Below are 15,682 nucleotides of genomic sequence, written 5' to 3'. Positions count from 1 at the left end.
GCCGTCGCGGCTCCCGTGATCGCGTACCGGACGAAGGCGGGAAACCGTGATGACCTCCCGCGGTCGAGCGTCCGTACGCGACGCGGCCGGGCCGGCGGATGCCGGCGTGGTGAGGCCCACCGGCCGTCCCGGGCGACGCGTCAGGCGAAGTCGGGAGTGCCGGCGGGCATGGTAAATCGGAACTCGGCGCCGCCGCCGGGCGCCCGCTGCACGGTGATCGTGCCGCCGTGGGCCTCGACGAGACCCTTGACGATGAACAGGCCGAGACCGGTGCCGCCGCGGCGCCGCCCATTGCCGCGCCAGAACTGCCGGAAGACGCGCGAGGCCAGCTCGGGTGCGACACCCTCGCCCTGGTCACGCACGGACACGGCAACTCCCCACTCAACAGGCTCTACCACTATGGTCACGGTACCTCGCCCGTGGCGCACCGCGTTTTCCAGCAAGTTTCCGAGGATCTGGTCGATCTTGTCCTGATCGAGCCACATCTCAGGTAGATCACCGGGCGTTTCCAGCACGAAGCGGTCCTCCGGCTCGCCCGCGGCCACCCGACCCGCGATGATCTTACGCGCCCGGCCGGGAATGTCGACAACCTGGCGGTGGATCTGCAGGCGGCCCGACTCGATGCGCGACACGTCGAGCAGCTCGGTGATGAGCCGGGTGACCCTGTCGGCGTCGGCGTTGACGGTCTCCAGCATCACGCGCTTCTGGTCGTCGGTGAAGCGGCCCCACTTGGCGAGCAGGGTGGCGGTGAACCCCTTGACGCTGGTGAGCGGGGAGCGGAGCTCGTGGGCCACGGTGGAGACCAGGTCGGCCCGGCTGCGCTCCAGCCTGGCGCGCGCCGCCGCGTCGCGCAGGGTGACCACCACGCGGACGACGTCGCCGCCGCGCTCGGGCCTGCGCACGAAGCGGGCGGCCACCAGCAGCTCCTGGCCGCCGGGCAGGTAGAGCGAGCACTCGGGCTGGCGGCTGCGGGTGCGCAGGCCGCCGTAGGCGTCGAGCCACTTCCACCAGTCACGGCCGTCGTTGTCCCGGAAGGGCAGGACGTCGGGGAAGAGCTTCCCGACGACCGCGTGCGGGCCCGCTCCCGTGAGGCGGGACGCGGCGCGATTGAGGGCGACCACCCTGCCGCGCTCGTCGGCCACGATGACGCCGTCGGGCAGATCGTCGACCTCGATCGAACATGCGGCATCGGCGCCCCGTCGGTGGGTTTGTCCGCCGCGCACTATCGCCTCCTCGACCCTACAGGGCCGACAATAGCGGGTTTCCCGTACCGGAAGGCAGCCCTACTCTCCGCGTGGGACGGTCCCGCCGGGCAGGAATAGGTCCACGTAGGACAAAGGGGCCCTGTACGGCTGCCAGAGGGCCTACGCGGAGCGCTGGGCCCGCGCCGAGGCATAAAGGCAGACCGCGGCGGCCGTCGCCAGGTTGAGGCTCTCGGCGCGCCCGTAGATGGGCACCCGGACGACCTCGTCGGCCAGCGCGAGGATCTCCTCGGGCAGCCCCCAGGCCTCGTTTCCGAAGATCCAGGCCGTCGGCCCGGCCAGGTCGACGTCGTCGAGCGTCCTGGTGCCCGCGCCGTCCGCCGCGAGGACGCGCAGCCCCCGCTCCTTGAGATGGCGTACGGTCTCGGCCACCGGGGCGGAGGTGACGACGGGGAGGTGGAACAGGCTCCCGGCGCTGGCCCTGACGCATTTACCGTTGTAGGGGTCCACGGAGGCGTCGGTGAACACCACGGCGTCCGCCCCCGCCGCGTCCGCCGTACGCAGGACCGTGCCCGCGTTGCCGGGGTCGCGCACGTGGGCCAGCACGGCGACAAGGCCGGCGCCCTCGGCGACGCCCTCGGACAGGGGGACGTGCACGAAGCGGCAGACCGCGAGCAGCCCCTGCGGGGTGACGGTCTGGGCGAGCTCCGCCATGACCTCACCGCTCGCGGAGTGCACGGGCACCCCTGCCTGCCGGGCGGCGCCCACGATGTCGGCGTGCCTGATCTCGGCGTCCGCGGTGGTGAACAGCTCGACGGCGACGCCGGGGAGGGCGAGCGCCTCCCTCACGGCCTGCGGGCCCTCGGCGAGGAAGGAGCGGTCGCGGTCCCTGAAGGCCCGCTTGGTCAGGCGCTTCGCGGCCTTGACCCGCGGAGATCTGATATTGGTCAGCTCGGACCCGGCCACGTATCCCCCTGGTGAAACCCCTGAACCGCGACGGCGCGCGTGAGCCCCGCCACGGTGGAAATGCCGGAAAACAGTGAACGACCCGCTCCGATACAGAACGAGTCGTTCACTGGGTCGTGCGTGGGCTCAGCTCGCGACCGGCGCGTTGACGTCGGACGGCAGGGCCTTCCTCGCGGTCTCGGCCAGAGACGCGAAGGTCTGGGTGTCGTTGACCGCGAGATCGGCGAGGATCTTGCGGTCCACCTCGACACCGGCGGCCTTGAGGCCCTGGATGAACCGGTTGTACGTGATGCCGTTCGCGCGTGCCGCGGCGTTGATGCGCTGGATCCAAAGGCGCCGGAAGGCACCCTTCTTGTCCTTGCGATCACGGTAGGCGTAGGTCAGTGAGTGGAGCATCTGCTCCTTGGCCTTGCGGTACAACCGCGACCGCTGACCCCGGTAACCACTCGCCCGCTCGAGGACGACGCGGCGCTTCTTCTTGGCGTTGAGCGCCCGCTTTACGCGTGCCATTGTTCTATCTCCCCGGGGGTTCGGTTACTTGCCGAGCAGCTTCTTGATCTTCTTGGTGTCGGCATCGGACATGACGACCTCAGGCGCGAGACGGCGCGTCCGCGTGGACGCCTTGTGCTCGTTGTAGTGGGCACGGTTCGCACGACGGCGAATGATCTTGCCGCTCCCGCTGAGGCGGAACCGCTTCTTCGCACCGCTGTGCGTCTTCATCTTCGGCATGTCAGCCGTCTCTCCCTCATTCGTCCGTGCCGATATCCCGGGTCAAGGTACCCCAGTCAGGAGCGTGCCCGACCGCACTCCCTGACCCGGTCTCGGTGTCTTCTCGCATCCCGCCGAGCTGTCAGGCGGGGCGGGTCACTCCTGCGGCTCCGATGCCGACGCCATGTCGTGGTCGAGGCTCATGTCCTCGCCCTCCGCCGGATCGCCGGAGGTTCTGGCGCGAGCCGCGGCGCGCTCGGCCTTGGCCTCGGCCTTCTTCTTGTGCGGCCCGATCACCATGATCATGTTTCGGCCGTCCTGCTTGGGCTGGGACTCGACGAAGCCGAGCTCCGTGACGTCCTCCGCCAGCCTCTGCAGGAGCCGGAAGCCCAGTTCGGGACGGGACTGCTCACGTCCGCGGAACATGATCGTGACCTTGACCTTGTCCCCCGCCTTGAGGAACCGCACGACGTGACCCTTCTTGGTCTCGTAGTCATGCGGGTCGATCTTCGGCCGGAGCTTGATCTCCTTGATGATCGTGTGCGCCTGGTTACGGCGCGCCTCACGTGCCTTCATGGCGGACTCGTACTTGAACTTGCCGTAGTCCATGAGCTTGCACACGGGCGGACGAGCCGTCGCCGCGACCTCGACCAGGTCGAGATCGGACTCTTGGGCCAGCTTCAGCGCATCGCCGATGGAGACGATGCCGACCTGCTCGCCGTTCGGGCCCACGAGGCGGACCTCTGGCACGCGAATACGCTCGTTGATGCGGGGCTCAGTGCTGATGGGACCTCCTAGGTACCTGGCATTTATCCGCGTCGGTGCTTGACCGTGATGGGAGCTTCCGCGTGAATGCGAAAAGCCCCACACGTCGCGCATGCGGGGCCACCGAGCTCGGTGATCATATGACCACGAGCTCCCCGGAGGAGTCCGGTAGTGATCCTTGACCCGCCGACCCTTCGGTCGAACAGGTGGGAGGAAGACCTCCGCTTGCGCGTCCAGCAGCCATGCCGGACCGATCAAGCAGCAACATTACCACAACACCGAGTGCCCACCGAATAGTCCCCCAACCACCTTACGATCTGTGATTAGCCGGACACGGAAGGCGATGAATTGGTAGGATCCTCGTGCGGATCTAGACAGACTAGATGGAGGTCTACATGGGTCAATGGCAGTTGCAGGAGGCGAAGCAGCGCCTCAGCGAGGTGATCCGCCAGGCTCACGACGAGGGCCCGCAGGTGGTGACCCGCCACGGCGAGGAGGTCGCCGTCATCATCGACATCGCCGAATACCGGCGCCTGCGGCACGGCGCCCCCGACTTCAAGGAGTTCCTCCGCTCATCCCCTCCGTGGGACAAGCTGGAACTCCCACCCAGGGAATTCCCTCGCGAAGTCGAGCTCGGCCGGTGACCACCGGCTACCTCCTCGACACGAACGTGGTCTCCGAGACACGGAAGCGTGAGCCTGACACGCAGGTCATGGAATGGGTGGAGTCCGTGCACGGCCCCTCGCTCTACCTCAGCACGCTGGTGGTCGGAGAGGTCCGTTACGGGGCCGAGCGGCTCAGGCGGCGCGATTCCCGCCAGGCCGAGTTCATCGACGCGTGGCTGGACGCGCTATACCGCGACTTCCGTGACCGCATCATCCCGGTGACCTCGGAGGTCGCGGAGGAGTGGGGGCGGCTGCGTGCGACCTCACCCCTTCCCGCGGTCGACGGTCTCCTGGCGGCCACCGCGCTCGTACGGGGATGGACCCTGGTGACCCGCAACGTGAAGGACGTCGCGAGCACCGGGGTGCGGGTGGTCAATCCGTTCGAGCCGCTCGTCTGATGATCTCGGCCTCGCCGGCCGCTCGCACGATCTCCACCGGGACCTCCCCCCGGCCCGTGTACAGCTCCACCTGGCGTACGGCCTGGTGGAGCAGCATGGCGAACCCGCCGACCACCGTGCCGCCCGCGGCGCGCACGGCCCGTGCCAGCGGCGTCGGCCAGGGAGCGTAGACCACGTCGAACACGGCGGGAACCGCGGTGAGCGCCTCAGCGTAGGAGTCCGCCGCTCCGGCGGGCAGCGTCGAGACGACCAGGTCCACGTCGAGCGCGGTGTCGAGCTTGTCGAAGGTCTGCACGGTCAAAGCCATGCCGAGCCGCTCGGCCACCTCGGCCGTCTCCCTGGCCCGCGACGGGTCGCGGGCCACCAGCGTCGCCGACGAGAGGCCGAGCTCGCGGAGCGCGGCGAGCGAGGAGGCCGCCGTGGCGCCGCCGCCGAGGATCGTCGCCGCCCGGGGAGCCGCCGCCCCCGATTCGGTGAGCGCCTGGACGATGCCGTGGACGTCGGTGTTCTCACCGTGCCGCCCGCCGTCGCGGAACACCACGGTGTTCACCCCTCCGACCTCGACGGCGAGGTCGGAGACGGTGTCCAGCAGGGGCAGCACGGCCCGCTTGAGCGGCATGGTCAGCGACAGGCCCGCCCACTCGGGGCCCATGCCGGACAGCAGCCCGGCCAGGCCCCGCTCGTCGCACTCGATCGCGTCGTACCGCCAGCCGCGCAGCCCGAGGGCGTCGTACGCGGCCCGGTGCAGGCACGGCGAGAGGGAGTGCGCGATGGGCGATCCGAGCACGGCGGCACGCCGCTCCATCAGCCCGTCCTGTGGTTCTGGTTGAACTCCTCGGCCAGCTTGAAGAACTCCGCCTCGGAGTCGGTGAACTTGGTGATGCCCTTCTTCGGGTCGGTGGTCACGAAGAACAGCCAGGTGCCGTCGGCGGGCTTCAGCGCGGCCTCGATGGCGTGATCGCCGGGGTTCCCGATCGGGCCGGGCGGCAGGCCGAGGCGCGCGTAGGTGTTGTACGGCGACTTGCTCTTGATCTCCTCGTGGGTGGCCGCGATGCCGAACTTGTTCAGCCCGTACATGACCGTGCTGTCCATCTGGAGCATCATCTGCGGCGAGCGGTTCAGCCGGTTGTAGATGACCCGCGCGACCTTGGGCATGTCGCGCACGCTGCCCGACTCGGCCTGCACGATGCTGGCGATCGTCATGATCTCCAGCGGTGTGCGGCCCACCCGCCTGGCGCCCGCCACGAGGCCGGCGTCGTCGGCCGCGCGCTTGTAGCGCGCCACCATCGCGGCGAGGACCTCGTCGGGGCTCGACTTGGGCGAGACCTCGTAGGTGGCCGGGAAGGCGAAGCCCTCCAGCCTGCCCTTGGCGTAGGACGGGAGGTCGAGCGCCTTGGCGTCCTTGGCTGCCTTGCGGAACTCGGCCACCGGCTTGCCCGTGGCGGTCGACAGCTGCTCGAGGATCTGCGAGAGCCGAAGCCCCTCCCTCACGGTGAGGGTGGTCTGCAGCCGGCGCTTGGGGTCGAGCAGGGGGACGGCGTTGCTGGCGGCCATGCCCTTGCGCAGCTTGTACTCCCCCGGCTGGAGCGAGGCGCTCTTGCCTGCGGCGCCGATGGCGTTGACGAAGGCGCGCTCACTGGCCACGACGCCCTGGTCGACGAGGGTCTGGGCCACCTCGGTGGCGCTCTGCCCCTCCTTGATCTCAACGAGCACCTCGCCGGAGCCCTGCCCGGTGAAGTCCTTGGGGATCGCGACGCCGCGGATCCAGTTGTAGCCGTAGTAACCGCCGACGCCGAGGACGCCGACGATGATGATCATCGCGACGAAGAAGGCCACGAAGCCCTTGCGGCGCTGGCGGCGCTGACGTCGCCTGCTGCGGCTGCGTGCCGTTCTGGAGGAAGCACGAGATCGGCGCCGGGGACCTTCGTCGTCCTCGGCACCCAGCAGACTATCGAGGTCCAGATCGTTCATAGGTGCGCTCGCCAATCTCCCGGTAGGACCGGCCCGTCGTCAAGCGAGTGCCCCGAATCGGTGAGACATACCAGACAAGCCGTCGTCCCCACGCCCGGGGCCGCGCCGGCCCGGGTGACCGGGCGCGTACGGGGGGCGATGGCAGTTCCGCCGGGCATCAGTGCTGCCCGAGACGTTTGTTCAGCTCTTCTCGCAGTTTCACGAACTCACTCTCTTTGTTAGTGAATTTCGTGATTCTACGCTGTGGGTCGATCGTGACAAACCAGTACCAATCACCCTTAGCCGGACGAAGCGCCGCACGGAGCGCGGCCTCGCCGGGATTGCTGATCGGACCGGGCGGCAGCCCGGGGTGCATGTAAGTGTTGTAGGGGGTGTCGCGCTTGATCTCGGCGTGTGAGGCCACGATGCCGTGCTTGCCCAGGCCGTACATCACCGTGCTGTCCATCTCCAGCTTGGCTCCGGACGCGAGGCGATTGTAGATGACTCTGGCGATCATCGGATAATCGCTGTCCCTGCCGCCCTCGGCCTGCACGATGCTCGCGATGACCACCACGTCACGCGGGGACAGGCGGTGCTCCGCGGCCCCCGCCTCCAGGTCCACGTGGGCCGCCGCGTGCCTGAACCTGCGGACCATCGACCGCAGCAGATCGCGCGGTGTCGTGGCGGGCTCGATGTCGTAGGTGGCGGGGAACAGGAAGCCCTCGACGGTCTCCTTGGCGTACCCCGGCAGCGCCAGCTCGGCCGGCTTGGCGGCCACCTTGGCCAGCTCGGCCTCGGGCAGCCCCGATCCCTTCGACAGGCGGGCCATCGCCTCGGCCGCGCGCAGCCCCTCGGGAATCGTCACCCGCTTGCGGATCTTGGACTGCGGCGCCATGAGGAGGTCGAGCGCCGAGGCCGCGGACATGTGCTTGCGCAGGGCATAGCGGCCGGGCCGGAGGCTGCCCGACTTGCCGCGCTCCTCCACCACATTGACGAAGGAACGGGCGCTCGCCACCACGTCCGCCCGTACGAGGGCGTCGGCGACCTGCCCGGCGCTGGCGCCGGGGACGATCTCGACCACTACGGGATCAGAGCCCTTGCCGTCGAAGTCGTCGGGCCTCATCAGCGGCCCGAACAGCGCGAACGCACCGGCGAGGCCCGCGGCGACCAGCACGGCGCTGCCCCCGCCGACCAGCAGCATCAGGGCTCGTTTACCGCGCCCGGCTCGTGCCCGGCGCTCGTCGGCGCCTTCGGGCACCCGCTCGTCGCTGAAGGAGATCAGGTCTTCGGAATCGTCGCCGCCGCCCTCGCCGGGACCGGCGGGCCGGTTCACGCCGAGGGCCCGGCGCTCGATTCCCCACCGGGGCGCTGCCCCGGTGGCTCGACGGGTCTGCCCGGCGGGGCGCCGCCGGCCCGCTCGGCGTCCAGGGCGGCCTGCAGCAGCACCACGGCCGCCGCCTGGTCGACCACCGCCCGCTGGTTCTTCGCCTTGACGCCGCTGGCCCGCAGGCCCTGCTGCGCGGTCACGGTGGTCAGCCGCTCGTCGTACAGGCGGACGGGCGTGGGCGCGAGCCGTGCGGCGAGCCGCACGGCGAACTGCCGCGCCGCCGCCGCCGCGTGGCTCTCGCGGCCCGACAGCGAGGTGGGGAGGCCGACGACGATCTCGATCGCCTCGCACTCGCCGGCGATCTCGGCGATGCGGTCGAGGTCGCCCCGGCCGCGCCGCACGGTCTCCACCGGCGTGGCCAGCAGCCCCGAAGGGTCGCTGCGGGCCACGCCGACGCGGACCGAGCCGACGTCGACGCCGAGCCGGACCCCGCGCCTCACCGCACCCTCCGGGCGTGGAAGCGCGCGCGCCAGAGTCGCACGATCAGGACAGCGTCTCCCGGATCGCGTGCTCGACGGCGCCGAGCGCGTCTCCGATCGCCTCAGGACGGGCTCCACCACCCTGCGCGACATCATCCTTACCGCCACCGCCACCCCCAAGTGCCTTGGCGGCGACGCCGACCAGTCGCCCGGCCTTGAGACCCCGGGTGCGCCCCGCATCGTTCACAGCGGCGACCACGACCGGACGGTCTGCGGGCACACCGGCGATCACGATCATCGCAGCGCGGTCACCGGGGAACCGGCCGCGCACGTCGAGAGCGAGTTTACGCAGGTCATCGGGCGAAGTGCCGTCAGGCGCGCGGTGCGTGACGACCGACACGCCGTCGATGTCACGGGCGGAGGCGGCGAGCTCGCCGGCGGCCGCAAGCACCTGGGCCGAGCGGAGCCTCTCAAGCTCGCGCTCCGCCGTGCGCAGGCGGGTGACGATGCCCTCGACGCGCTCGGGCAGCTCCTCGCGGCGCGCCTTGAGCTGCTCGCTGATCTGGGCGACCAGCACGCTCTCGCGCGCGAGGAAGCGGAAGGCGTCGATGCCGACCAGGGCCTCGACGCGGCGCACGCCCGCGCCGATCGACGCCTCGCCGAGCACCTTGACCAGGCCGAGCTGGCCCGAGCTGGCGACGTGGGTGCCGCCGCACAGCTCGCGGGAGTAGTCGCCGACCTCGACGATGCGGACCTCGTCGCCGTACTTCTCCCCGAAGAGCGCCAGGGCGCCCATCGAGCGGGCCTCGCTGAGGGAGGTGTGGTAGGCGTTGACCTTGAGGTCGTTGATCAGGATGGCGTTGACCTCGTCCTCGACGTCGCGCAGGACGGTCGGCGGGACGGCTCCGGCCGCGGTGAAGTCGAAGCGGAAGCGGCCAGGGGAGTTCTCGGAGCCGGCCTGGGCCGCGCTCTCGCCGAGCGCGTTGCGGAAGCCCCGGTGGACCAGGTGGGTCGCGGTGTGGCTGCGCGAGATCGCGCGGCGGCGCTCGATGTCGATCTCGGCCAGCGCCTGCTCGCCCACGCGCAGCTCGCCGTCGCGGACCTTGCCGCGGTGCACCACCAGGCCCGCGAACGGGGACTGGACGTCCACGATGTCGACCTGCGCGCCGCCCGTGCGGATGACGCCCTGGTCGGAGAGCTGGCCGCCGCCCTCGGCGTAGAACGGGGTGCGGTCGAGGACGACCTCGACCGTGGTGCCCGCGCCCGCCGCCTGGACCGAGGCCCCGTCGACGAGCACGCCGATGACGTTCGCCTCGGCGGTGGTGTTGTCGTAGCCGAGGAAGTCGACCTTGCCCGCCCTGTCGAGCATCTCGCCGAGGACAGAGATGTCGGCGTTGCCGGTCTTCTTCGCCGCCGAGTCGGCCTTGGCGCGGTCGCGCTGCTCGTTCATCAGGCGGCGGAAGCCGTCCTCGTCGACCTGGAGGCCCTGCTCGGCCGCCATCTCGAGCGTCAGGTCGATCGGGAAGCCGTAGGTGTCGTGGAGCTGGAACGCCTGGTTGCCCGCGAGGGTCGGGACGCCCTTGCGCTTGGTCTCCTCCACGGCCGCGTCGAAGATCGCGGTGCCGGTGCGCAGGGTGCCGAGGAAGGAGAGCTCCTCGGCGTCGATCACCGTGTGGATGTGGGCGGCGTCGGCCCGGAGGTCGGGATACTGGTCGCCCATCGCCTCGATGGTGGTGGCGGCCAGCTCGTGCATGTAGCGCTCCTCGCCCGCGCCGAGGAGGCGCAGGTTGCGGATCGCGCGGCGCAGCATGCGGCGCAGCACGTAGCCCCGGCCCTCGTTGGAGGGCAGCACGCCGTCGCCCACCAGCATGACGCCGGCGCGCAGGTGGTCGGCGACGACCCGCAGCGAAACGTCGGCGCGGTTGTTCCTGCCGTAGCGGGACTTGGTGAGCTCGGCCGCCCTGTCGAGGATCTTGTAGGTGGTGTCGATCTCGTAGATGTTGTCGACACCCTGCAGGATCGCCGCCATGCGCTCGAGGCCCATGCCGGTGTCGACGCTCTTGGCGGGCAGCTCGCCCGAGATGTCGAAGTCGACCTTGCTGCGCACCGCGCTGAGCTGGAACTGCATGAAGACGTTGTTCCAGACCTCCAGGTAGCGGTTCTCGTCGGCTACCGGGCCGCCTTCCCTGCCGTACTCGGGGCCGCGGTCGTAGTAGATCTCGGAGCAGGGGCCGCCCGGGCCCGGCACGCCCATGTGCCAGTAGTTGTCGGCGAGCCCGCGGCGCTGGATGCGCTCGACCGGGATGCCGACCTTGTTGTGCCAGATGTCGTGGGCCTCGTCGTCGTCGTGGTAGACGGTGACCCAGAGGCGCTCCTCGGGGAACCCGAAGCCGCCCTCGGACTCGGGCCTGGTGAGGAGCTCCCACGCGTAGGGAAGGGCCTGCTCCTTGAAGTAGTCGCCGAAGGAGAAGTTGCCGAGCATCTGGAAGAAGCTGGCGTGCCGCGTGGTCTTGCCGACCTCGTCGATGTCGAGGGTGCGCATGACCTTCTGGGCGCTGGTCGCGCGGGGGTAGGGCGGCTTCTTCTGGCCGAGGAAGTAGGGCTTGAAGGGCACCATGCCCGCGTTGACCAGCAGCAGCGTCGGATCCTCGGCGACAAGGCTGGCCGAGGGGACGACGGTGTGTCCGCGCTCCTCGAAGAAGCGCAGGAAGCGGCGGGCGATCTCTGCCGACTCCATCTCAGCGGCCGTCCTTTACGTCGTGGTGGATTTCTCTGACACTCTCGAACCCGAACCGCTCGCGCAACTCGGTTTCCCTGCCCGCGGACAGGCGCCTGACCTCACCGGCGAACAGGCGCGCCTCGGCCGCCAGGCCCGCGGCCCGGTCGGCGGCGCGGCGAGCGACGTGGTCGGGCTTCAACGCTTGCAGCTTACGCATCACCCATACCGCGATGTACGCGCCCAGGGCCATGTAGAAGAGCCGCCGGATCACAGCCGCCTCCGCCTGTCGCCCGAGGAGCCCGAGGGGAGCCCACGGCGCCTGGCGGCGGCGCCGCGCAGGCCGTGGAGGAACGACGAGGCCTTGATCAGCGGCTTGGCGAACAGCGTGGAGGCGACGCCGGTGACCTTCATCATGTGGCCGCTGACCTCCTTCATGTTGCCCGCGATGGCCTCGACGGTCACCAGTTGGCGGTTGGTCTCCGCGACCGTGACGCTGACCTCGTCGAGCAGCGGGACGATCCGCTCGCTCAGGTCGGCGACCATCTTGGTGGTCTCGGTGAGAAGCCGGGCCAGCCTCACCAGCACCACTGCAAGAAAGCAGACCAGTATCGCCCAGAACATTGCGACGACGAGGCCGGCGACCTCTCCGGCGGTAAGCATGTCGATGCGTCCCCTCGTAGGTGACCTACGGATGTGCGGCCCGGCTGGGGCGGTGGAATGCAGAGACCCTATCGCGCCCGGGCCGGGTGCCGTCGCTCAGCACGCCACACCTGTGGACGGGCGGCGGTCACGGGCCGGCCTGTGGACGAACGGCGGTCACGGGCCGGCCTGTGGACGAACGGCGGTCACGGGCCGACCCGGGGGACGGACGGGCCCGCGGTCACGGGCGGCCGCGCAGGAACTCGCGGATCTTGGCCCACCGGTCGGCGAAGTGCGCCTCGCCGCCGTGGCGGGTGGGCTCGTAGTAGCGGCGCCCGCGGACCTCCTCGGGCGCGTAGTCCTGCCTGACCAGGCCGTGCTCGAAGTCGTGGGGGTACTGGTAGCCCTTGCCGTGGCCGAGCTTGGCCGCGCCCGGGTAGTGGGCGTCGCGCAGGTGGCCGGGCACCTGCCCGATCAGGCCGCGCCGCACGTCCTCCGACGCGGCGCCGATGGCCTTGATGACGGCGTTGGACTTCGGGGCCAGGGCGCAGTGGATGACCGCCTGGGCGAGGTTGAGACGGCCCTCGGGCAGGCCGATCATCTGCACGGCCTGGGCGGCGGCCACCGCGACCTGCAGGCAGGTCGGGTCGGCCATGCCGACGTCCTCGGAGGCGAAGATCATGATGCGGCGGGCGAGGAACCGGGGGTCCTCCCCCGCCTCGATCATGCGGGCGAGGTAGTGCAGAGCGGCGTCCACGTCCGAGCCGCGCATGCTCTTGATGAACGCGCTGATGACGTCGTAGTGCTGGTCGCCCTGCCTGTCGTAGCGCACCGCGGCCTTGTCGACGGCCTTCTCGACGGTCTCGACGCTGACCTCGCCGTCGGGGACCAGCAGCGCCGCGGCCTCCAGGTAGGTCAGCGAGCGGCGGGCGTCTCCCCCGGCCAGGCGGACCAGGTGGTCCATCGCCTCGGGCGCGAGCCGCACCCGGCCGTCCAGGCCGCGCGGGTCGCCGATCGCGCGGTCGAGGACGGAGCGGACGTCGGCCTCGGAGAGCGACTCCAGCGTGAGCAGCAGCGACCGCGACAGCAGCGGTGAGATCACCGAGAAGTAGGGGTTCTCCGTGGTGGCCCCGATGAAGGTCACCCAGCGGTTCTCAACGGCGGGCAGCAGTGCGTCCTGCTGGGCCTTGTTGAAGCGGTGGACCTCGTCGACGAACAGGACGGTCTGCCGCCCGATCATGCCCAGCTCGCGCTTGGCCTGGTCGACGGCGGCGCGGACCTCCTTGACCCCCGCGGAGACCGCCGAGACCTCGACGAACCGCCGCTTGGTCACGCCCGCGACGACGTAGGCGAGCGTGGTCTTGCCCGTGCCCGGAGGGCCCCACAGGAACAGCGACATGGGGGCCTCGCTCTCGACCAGCCGGCGCAGGGGCGTGCCCTGGCCGAGCAGGTGGCGCTGGCCGACGACCTCGTCGAGGGTGCGGGGCCGCATGCGCACGGCGAGCGGCTCCTGGCTCCTGTGGGCTTCCTCCGCCGCCGAGTCGAACAAACTGTCCACGCGTTGACACTACCGCCGATAGAGCAGGTCGACGGTGTCGTGGTGGGCGCCCCAGGTGAGCTCGAAGGTCCAGCAGCCGGGCTCGGGCACGTCGGTCGCGCTGGGATAGATCTCGCCGGGGCCCGACCCGTCGGGGAAGGTGGCGCGCACGACGGGCCGCTTGGCGCCCCTCGGATGGGCGGCGACGCGCAGTTCCTGGGAGTCGCGCGGGAGCCGCACGTACCAGAGGATCTTGTTGGAGGGGTCGGTGGCCTTGCCCGCGCGCAGCGGGTCGACGAACAGGTAGCCGAGCGCGTTGCCCTCACGGCCGAGGACGAACCGGGTGCCCGGGGCGTTCTCGGCCGCCCAGGCGGGCGGGCCGCCCGCCTGGACCGGGGTGTCCCCGCACCCGCCCTCGACCTCCACGGTGCCGCTCGCCGGCGTCGCGGGTAGGGCGGGCGCCGGGCTCTCCGTTCCACCGGCGGGTGCGGTGCACGCCGCCGTCACAAGGCACGCCATCACGATCGTTGTGCGTCTCATGCCGGTACTACCGCGCCAGGGCCGCCGAGGTTCCACGGCCCCGGGCGCGGGGCTAGCTCGCCCAGACCGCGGTCGCCCCCGTGTGGCCGGCCATGAGGACGAAGTACCCGGCGACCAGGGCGAGCACCACGGTGACCGCCGACAGCACCCCGGTCGTCACCTTGCCGAGCTTGCGGGAGGAGTAGACGAGCAGGAGCGTGGCGACGCCGAGGCCGATGACGCTCAGGAGCAGGGGGTCGGCGTAGCTCTCGTGATCGTTGATCCGCTGCCCGAGCGCCCCCTCGGCGCCGGCGAACCTGCCCTGCTTGAACGCCTCGCCGCTCTCCTTGGCGGCGAACGCGGACGCCGGGGCCGCGAGTGCCAGCAGGACCACCGGCCACGACAGGGACGGGCGCACGCGCGGGACCAGCCCGTACACCACAGAGCCGAGAGCCAGCAGGGGGATGAAGATGACGGCGGTGTGGATGATCAGGGGATGGGCGGGCAGGCCGAGGATCTCGTCGAACATGTCTTGGCTCCTGTGAAGTGGCTCGTCGTCCCCTATACGGATCCGGCGGCCCCATGGTTCTCCGGGCCGCTCGGAAGATCACGCGGGCGACCCCCTTCGCCCGCTATGACTCGATGATGTCCGTGACGGCGTCAAGCCACCGTAAGAATTCCCCAAGACAACATTCCTCGCCGCAAGCATGCCCTCGGGGAGGCAAAGGATGATCTTCGCCACCGTGCGAACTGGGCGTTTTATACAGGCTCAACGTAAAGGCGGGTACGATTCCCGAGCACATAAAGTCATCTATCGGCAAATGGAAGGCATACCGTGACCGACGTGGATCGCCAGACCCAGCTGGCACGGGAGCACCGCGAGCGGCAGGAACAGCGGGACAAGAACACCGGCGGCAGCGGCGGCACGTCCAAGCGGAACACGATCATCGGCGCCGGGGTGGGAGTCGTGGTCGTGGTGGGCGGGATCATCGCCGCGACCACGCTCATGGGCGGCAAGGACGACGCCAAGACCGGTGCGGCCGCCGCCTCGACCCCCTCGGCCTCCGTCTCCGCCTCGGCCGGGGCCTCCGCTCCGGCGGCGCTGCCCAGCTCGACGGCCGCGCCTGCCGCCGCGACCTGCTCTTACCGGAAGGACGACAGCGGGAGCCCGGCCAAGAAGGTGGGCATCCCGCCGTCAAAGCCGGACATGAAGGCGAAGACCATGACGATCGCCACCAACCAGGGCACGATCGTCATCGAGCTCGCCACCGCGGCGGCGCCGTGCACGGTGAACTCCTTCGAGTTCCTCGCGAAGAAGAACTTCTTCGACAACACCCACTGCCACCGCCTGGCGACGCCGGAGACCACGGGCCTCGGGATGCTCCAGTGCGGCGACCCGCTGGCCAAGGGCGACGGCAAGAGCAAGGACGACGGCACGGGCGGCCCGGGGTACCTCTTCGACGACGAGAACCTCGGGGGGATCGGCCTCGGAAGGGGCACGGTCGCCATGTCGCAGTCCTCGGAGGACGCCAACTCCAACGGCAGCCAGTTCTGGATCTCGTTCTCCGACGAGAACACCCAGCTGTCGGCCCAGGGAGCCGCCTTCACCCCGTTCGGCGTGGTGGTCAAGGGCATGGACATCATCGACAAGATCGCCAAGGGCGGCATCATCCCGTTCAACGGCGACCCGATGGCCGACGTCCGCGGCGAGGGCTCCAACGCCCCGAAGCTGCCGGTGATCATCAAGGACATGAAGATCTCCCGCTAGCGGTCAGCCCCTTTCATGAGCGGAGCCCCGGCGCGATGTG

Annotated in this window: 18 protein-coding genes; 3 read left to right on the top strand and 15 right to left on the bottom strand. The window is 70.2% G+C overall.

Annotated elements, in window-relative coordinates; all coding sequences use genetic code 11:
* Positions 1-140 precede the first annotated feature (140 nt).
* The 5 genes from ACOZ38_RS16180 to infC all read right to left on the bottom strand — a co-directional run bounded on the left by ACOZ38_RS16180 (position 141) and on the right by infC (position 3,662).
* Positions 141-1,223, bottom strand: coding sequence for an ATP-binding protein (locus ACOZ38_RS16180; RefSeq protein ID WP_424531526.1), 1,083 nt, complete (start codon positions 1,221-1,223; stop codon positions 141-143).
* A gap of 141 nt (positions 1,224-1,364) precedes the next feature.
* Positions 1,365-2,168, bottom strand: a complete 804-nt coding sequence (locus tag ACOZ38_RS16175) for a TrmH family RNA methyltransferase (protein WP_424531525.1) — start codon at positions 2,166-2,168, stop codon at positions 1,365-1,367.
* A gap of 126 nt (positions 2,169-2,294) precedes the next feature.
* Positions 2,295-2,678 carry a 50S ribosomal protein L20 gene (gene rplT / locus ACOZ38_RS16170; RefSeq protein WP_405147649.1) on the bottom strand — a complete coding sequence of 128 codons (384 nt, stop codon included), beginning with the start codon at positions 2,676-2,678 and terminating at the stop codon, positions 2,295-2,297.
* Between the two features lie 24 nt (positions 2,679-2,702).
* Positions 2,703-2,897, bottom strand: coding sequence for a 50S ribosomal protein L35 (gene rpmI / locus ACOZ38_RS16165; protein ID WP_358560134.1), 195 nt, complete (start codon positions 2,895-2,897; stop codon positions 2,703-2,705).
* A 135-nt stretch (positions 2,898-3,032) separates the two neighbouring features.
* A complete protein-coding gene (gene infC / locus ACOZ38_RS16160; RefSeq protein ID WP_405151983.1) occupies positions 3,033-3,662 on the bottom strand; it encodes a translation initiation factor IF-3 in 630 nt (209 codons plus the stop codon).
* A gap of 374 nt (positions 3,663-4,036) precedes the next feature.
* On the opposite strand from infC, the gene ACOZ38_RS16155 reads away from it, so the two are divergent.
* Together ACOZ38_RS16155 and ACOZ38_RS16150 are read left to right on the top strand one after the other, a co-directional pair.
* On the top strand, positions 4,037-4,285 hold the full coding sequence (locus ACOZ38_RS16155; protein ID WP_405147647.1) for a type II toxin-antitoxin system Phd/YefM family antitoxin: 249 nt from the start codon (positions 4,037-4,039) through the stop codon (positions 4,283-4,285).
* Positions 4,282-4,704 (top strand): type II toxin-antitoxin system VapC family toxin, encoded by a 423-nt coding sequence (locus tag ACOZ38_RS16150; RefSeq protein WP_424531522.1) that lies wholly within the window; start codon positions 4,282-4,284, stop codon positions 4,702-4,704. The genes ACOZ38_RS16155 and ACOZ38_RS16150 overlap by 4 nt, the downstream gene beginning before the upstream one ends.
* On the opposite strand, the gene ACOZ38_RS16145 is transcribed toward ACOZ38_RS16150, so the two are convergent.
* The 10 genes from ACOZ38_RS16145 to ACOZ38_RS16100 form a co-directional block, all read right to left on the bottom strand.
* On the bottom strand, positions 4,679-5,509 hold the full coding sequence (locus tag ACOZ38_RS16145) for a shikimate dehydrogenase (RefSeq protein ID WP_424531521.1): 831 nt from the start codon (positions 5,507-5,509) through the stop codon (positions 4,679-4,681). The genes ACOZ38_RS16150 and ACOZ38_RS16145 overlap by 26 nt on opposite strands.
* Positions 5,509-6,675 (bottom strand): endolytic transglycosylase MltG, encoded by a 1,167-nt coding sequence (gene mltG / locus ACOZ38_RS16140; protein ID WP_424531520.1) that lies wholly within the window; start codon positions 6,673-6,675, stop codon positions 5,509-5,511. The genes ACOZ38_RS16145 and mltG (ACOZ38_RS16140) overlap by 1 nt, the downstream gene beginning before the upstream one ends.
* A gap of 157 nt (positions 6,676-6,832) precedes the next feature.
* Positions 6,833-7,987 (bottom strand): endolytic transglycosylase MltG, encoded by a 1,155-nt coding sequence (gene mltG / locus ACOZ38_RS16135; protein WP_424531519.1) that lies wholly within the window; start codon positions 7,985-7,987, stop codon positions 6,833-6,835.
* Positions 7,984-8,481 carry a Holliday junction resolvase RuvX gene (ruvX, locus tag ACOZ38_RS16130; protein WP_424531517.1) on the bottom strand — a complete coding sequence of 166 codons (498 nt, stop codon included), beginning with the start codon at positions 8,479-8,481 and terminating at the stop codon, positions 7,984-7,986. The genes mltG (ACOZ38_RS16135) and ruvX overlap by 4 nt, the downstream gene beginning before the upstream one ends.
* 43 nt (positions 8,482-8,524) lie before the next feature.
* A complete protein-coding gene (alaS, locus tag ACOZ38_RS16125; protein WP_424531515.1) occupies positions 8,525-11,197 on the bottom strand; it encodes an alanine--tRNA ligase in 2,673 nt (890 codons plus the stop codon).
* 1 nt (position 11,198) lies between these two features.
* A complete protein-coding gene (locus tag ACOZ38_RS16120) occupies positions 11,199-11,450 on the bottom strand; it encodes a hypothetical protein (protein ID WP_405147637.1) in 252 nt (83 codons plus the stop codon).
* Complete coding sequence (locus tag ACOZ38_RS16115; protein ID WP_424531513.1) at positions 11,447-11,839, bottom strand: DUF948 domain-containing protein; 393 nt, start codon at positions 11,837-11,839, stop codon at positions 11,447-11,449. The genes ACOZ38_RS16120 and ACOZ38_RS16115 overlap by 4 nt, the downstream gene beginning before the upstream one ends.
* Before the next feature lie 220 nt (positions 11,840-12,059).
* Positions 12,060-13,376 (bottom strand): replication-associated recombination protein A, encoded by a 1,317-nt coding sequence (locus ACOZ38_RS16110; RefSeq protein WP_424531511.1) that lies wholly within the window; start codon positions 13,374-13,376, stop codon positions 12,060-12,062.
* 9 nt (positions 13,377-13,385) lie between these two features.
* Positions 13,386-13,895: a hypothetical protein gene (locus tag ACOZ38_RS16105; protein WP_424531510.1), complete on the bottom strand. Its 510-nt coding sequence runs from the start codon at positions 13,893-13,895 to the stop codon at positions 13,386-13,388.
* A 52-nt stretch (positions 13,896-13,947) separates the two neighbouring features.
* Entirely contained in the window at positions 13,948-14,403 is a 456-nt protein-coding gene (locus tag ACOZ38_RS16100; RefSeq protein WP_424531508.1) for a DUF2231 domain-containing protein, read from the bottom strand.
* A gap of 306 nt (positions 14,404-14,709) precedes the next feature.
* Here ACOZ38_RS16100 and ACOZ38_RS16095 point away from each other — a divergent pair, with 306 nt between their 5' ends.
* Positions 14,710-15,642: a peptidylprolyl isomerase gene (locus tag ACOZ38_RS16095; RefSeq protein WP_424531506.1), complete on the top strand. Its 933-nt coding sequence runs from the start codon at positions 14,710-14,712 to the stop codon at positions 15,640-15,642.
* The last annotated feature ends 40 nt before the right edge of the window (positions 15,643-15,682 follow it).

Source organism: Sphaerisporangium viridialbum (assembly GCF_049674955.1).
GTDB classification, from domain to species: domain Bacteria; phylum Actinomycetota; class Actinomycetes; order Streptosporangiales; family Streptosporangiaceae; genus Sphaerisporangium; species Sphaerisporangium viridialbum.
Note: the sequence above shows the minus strand (reverse complement) of the source record. Positions and strands in the feature narration are given on the sequence as shown.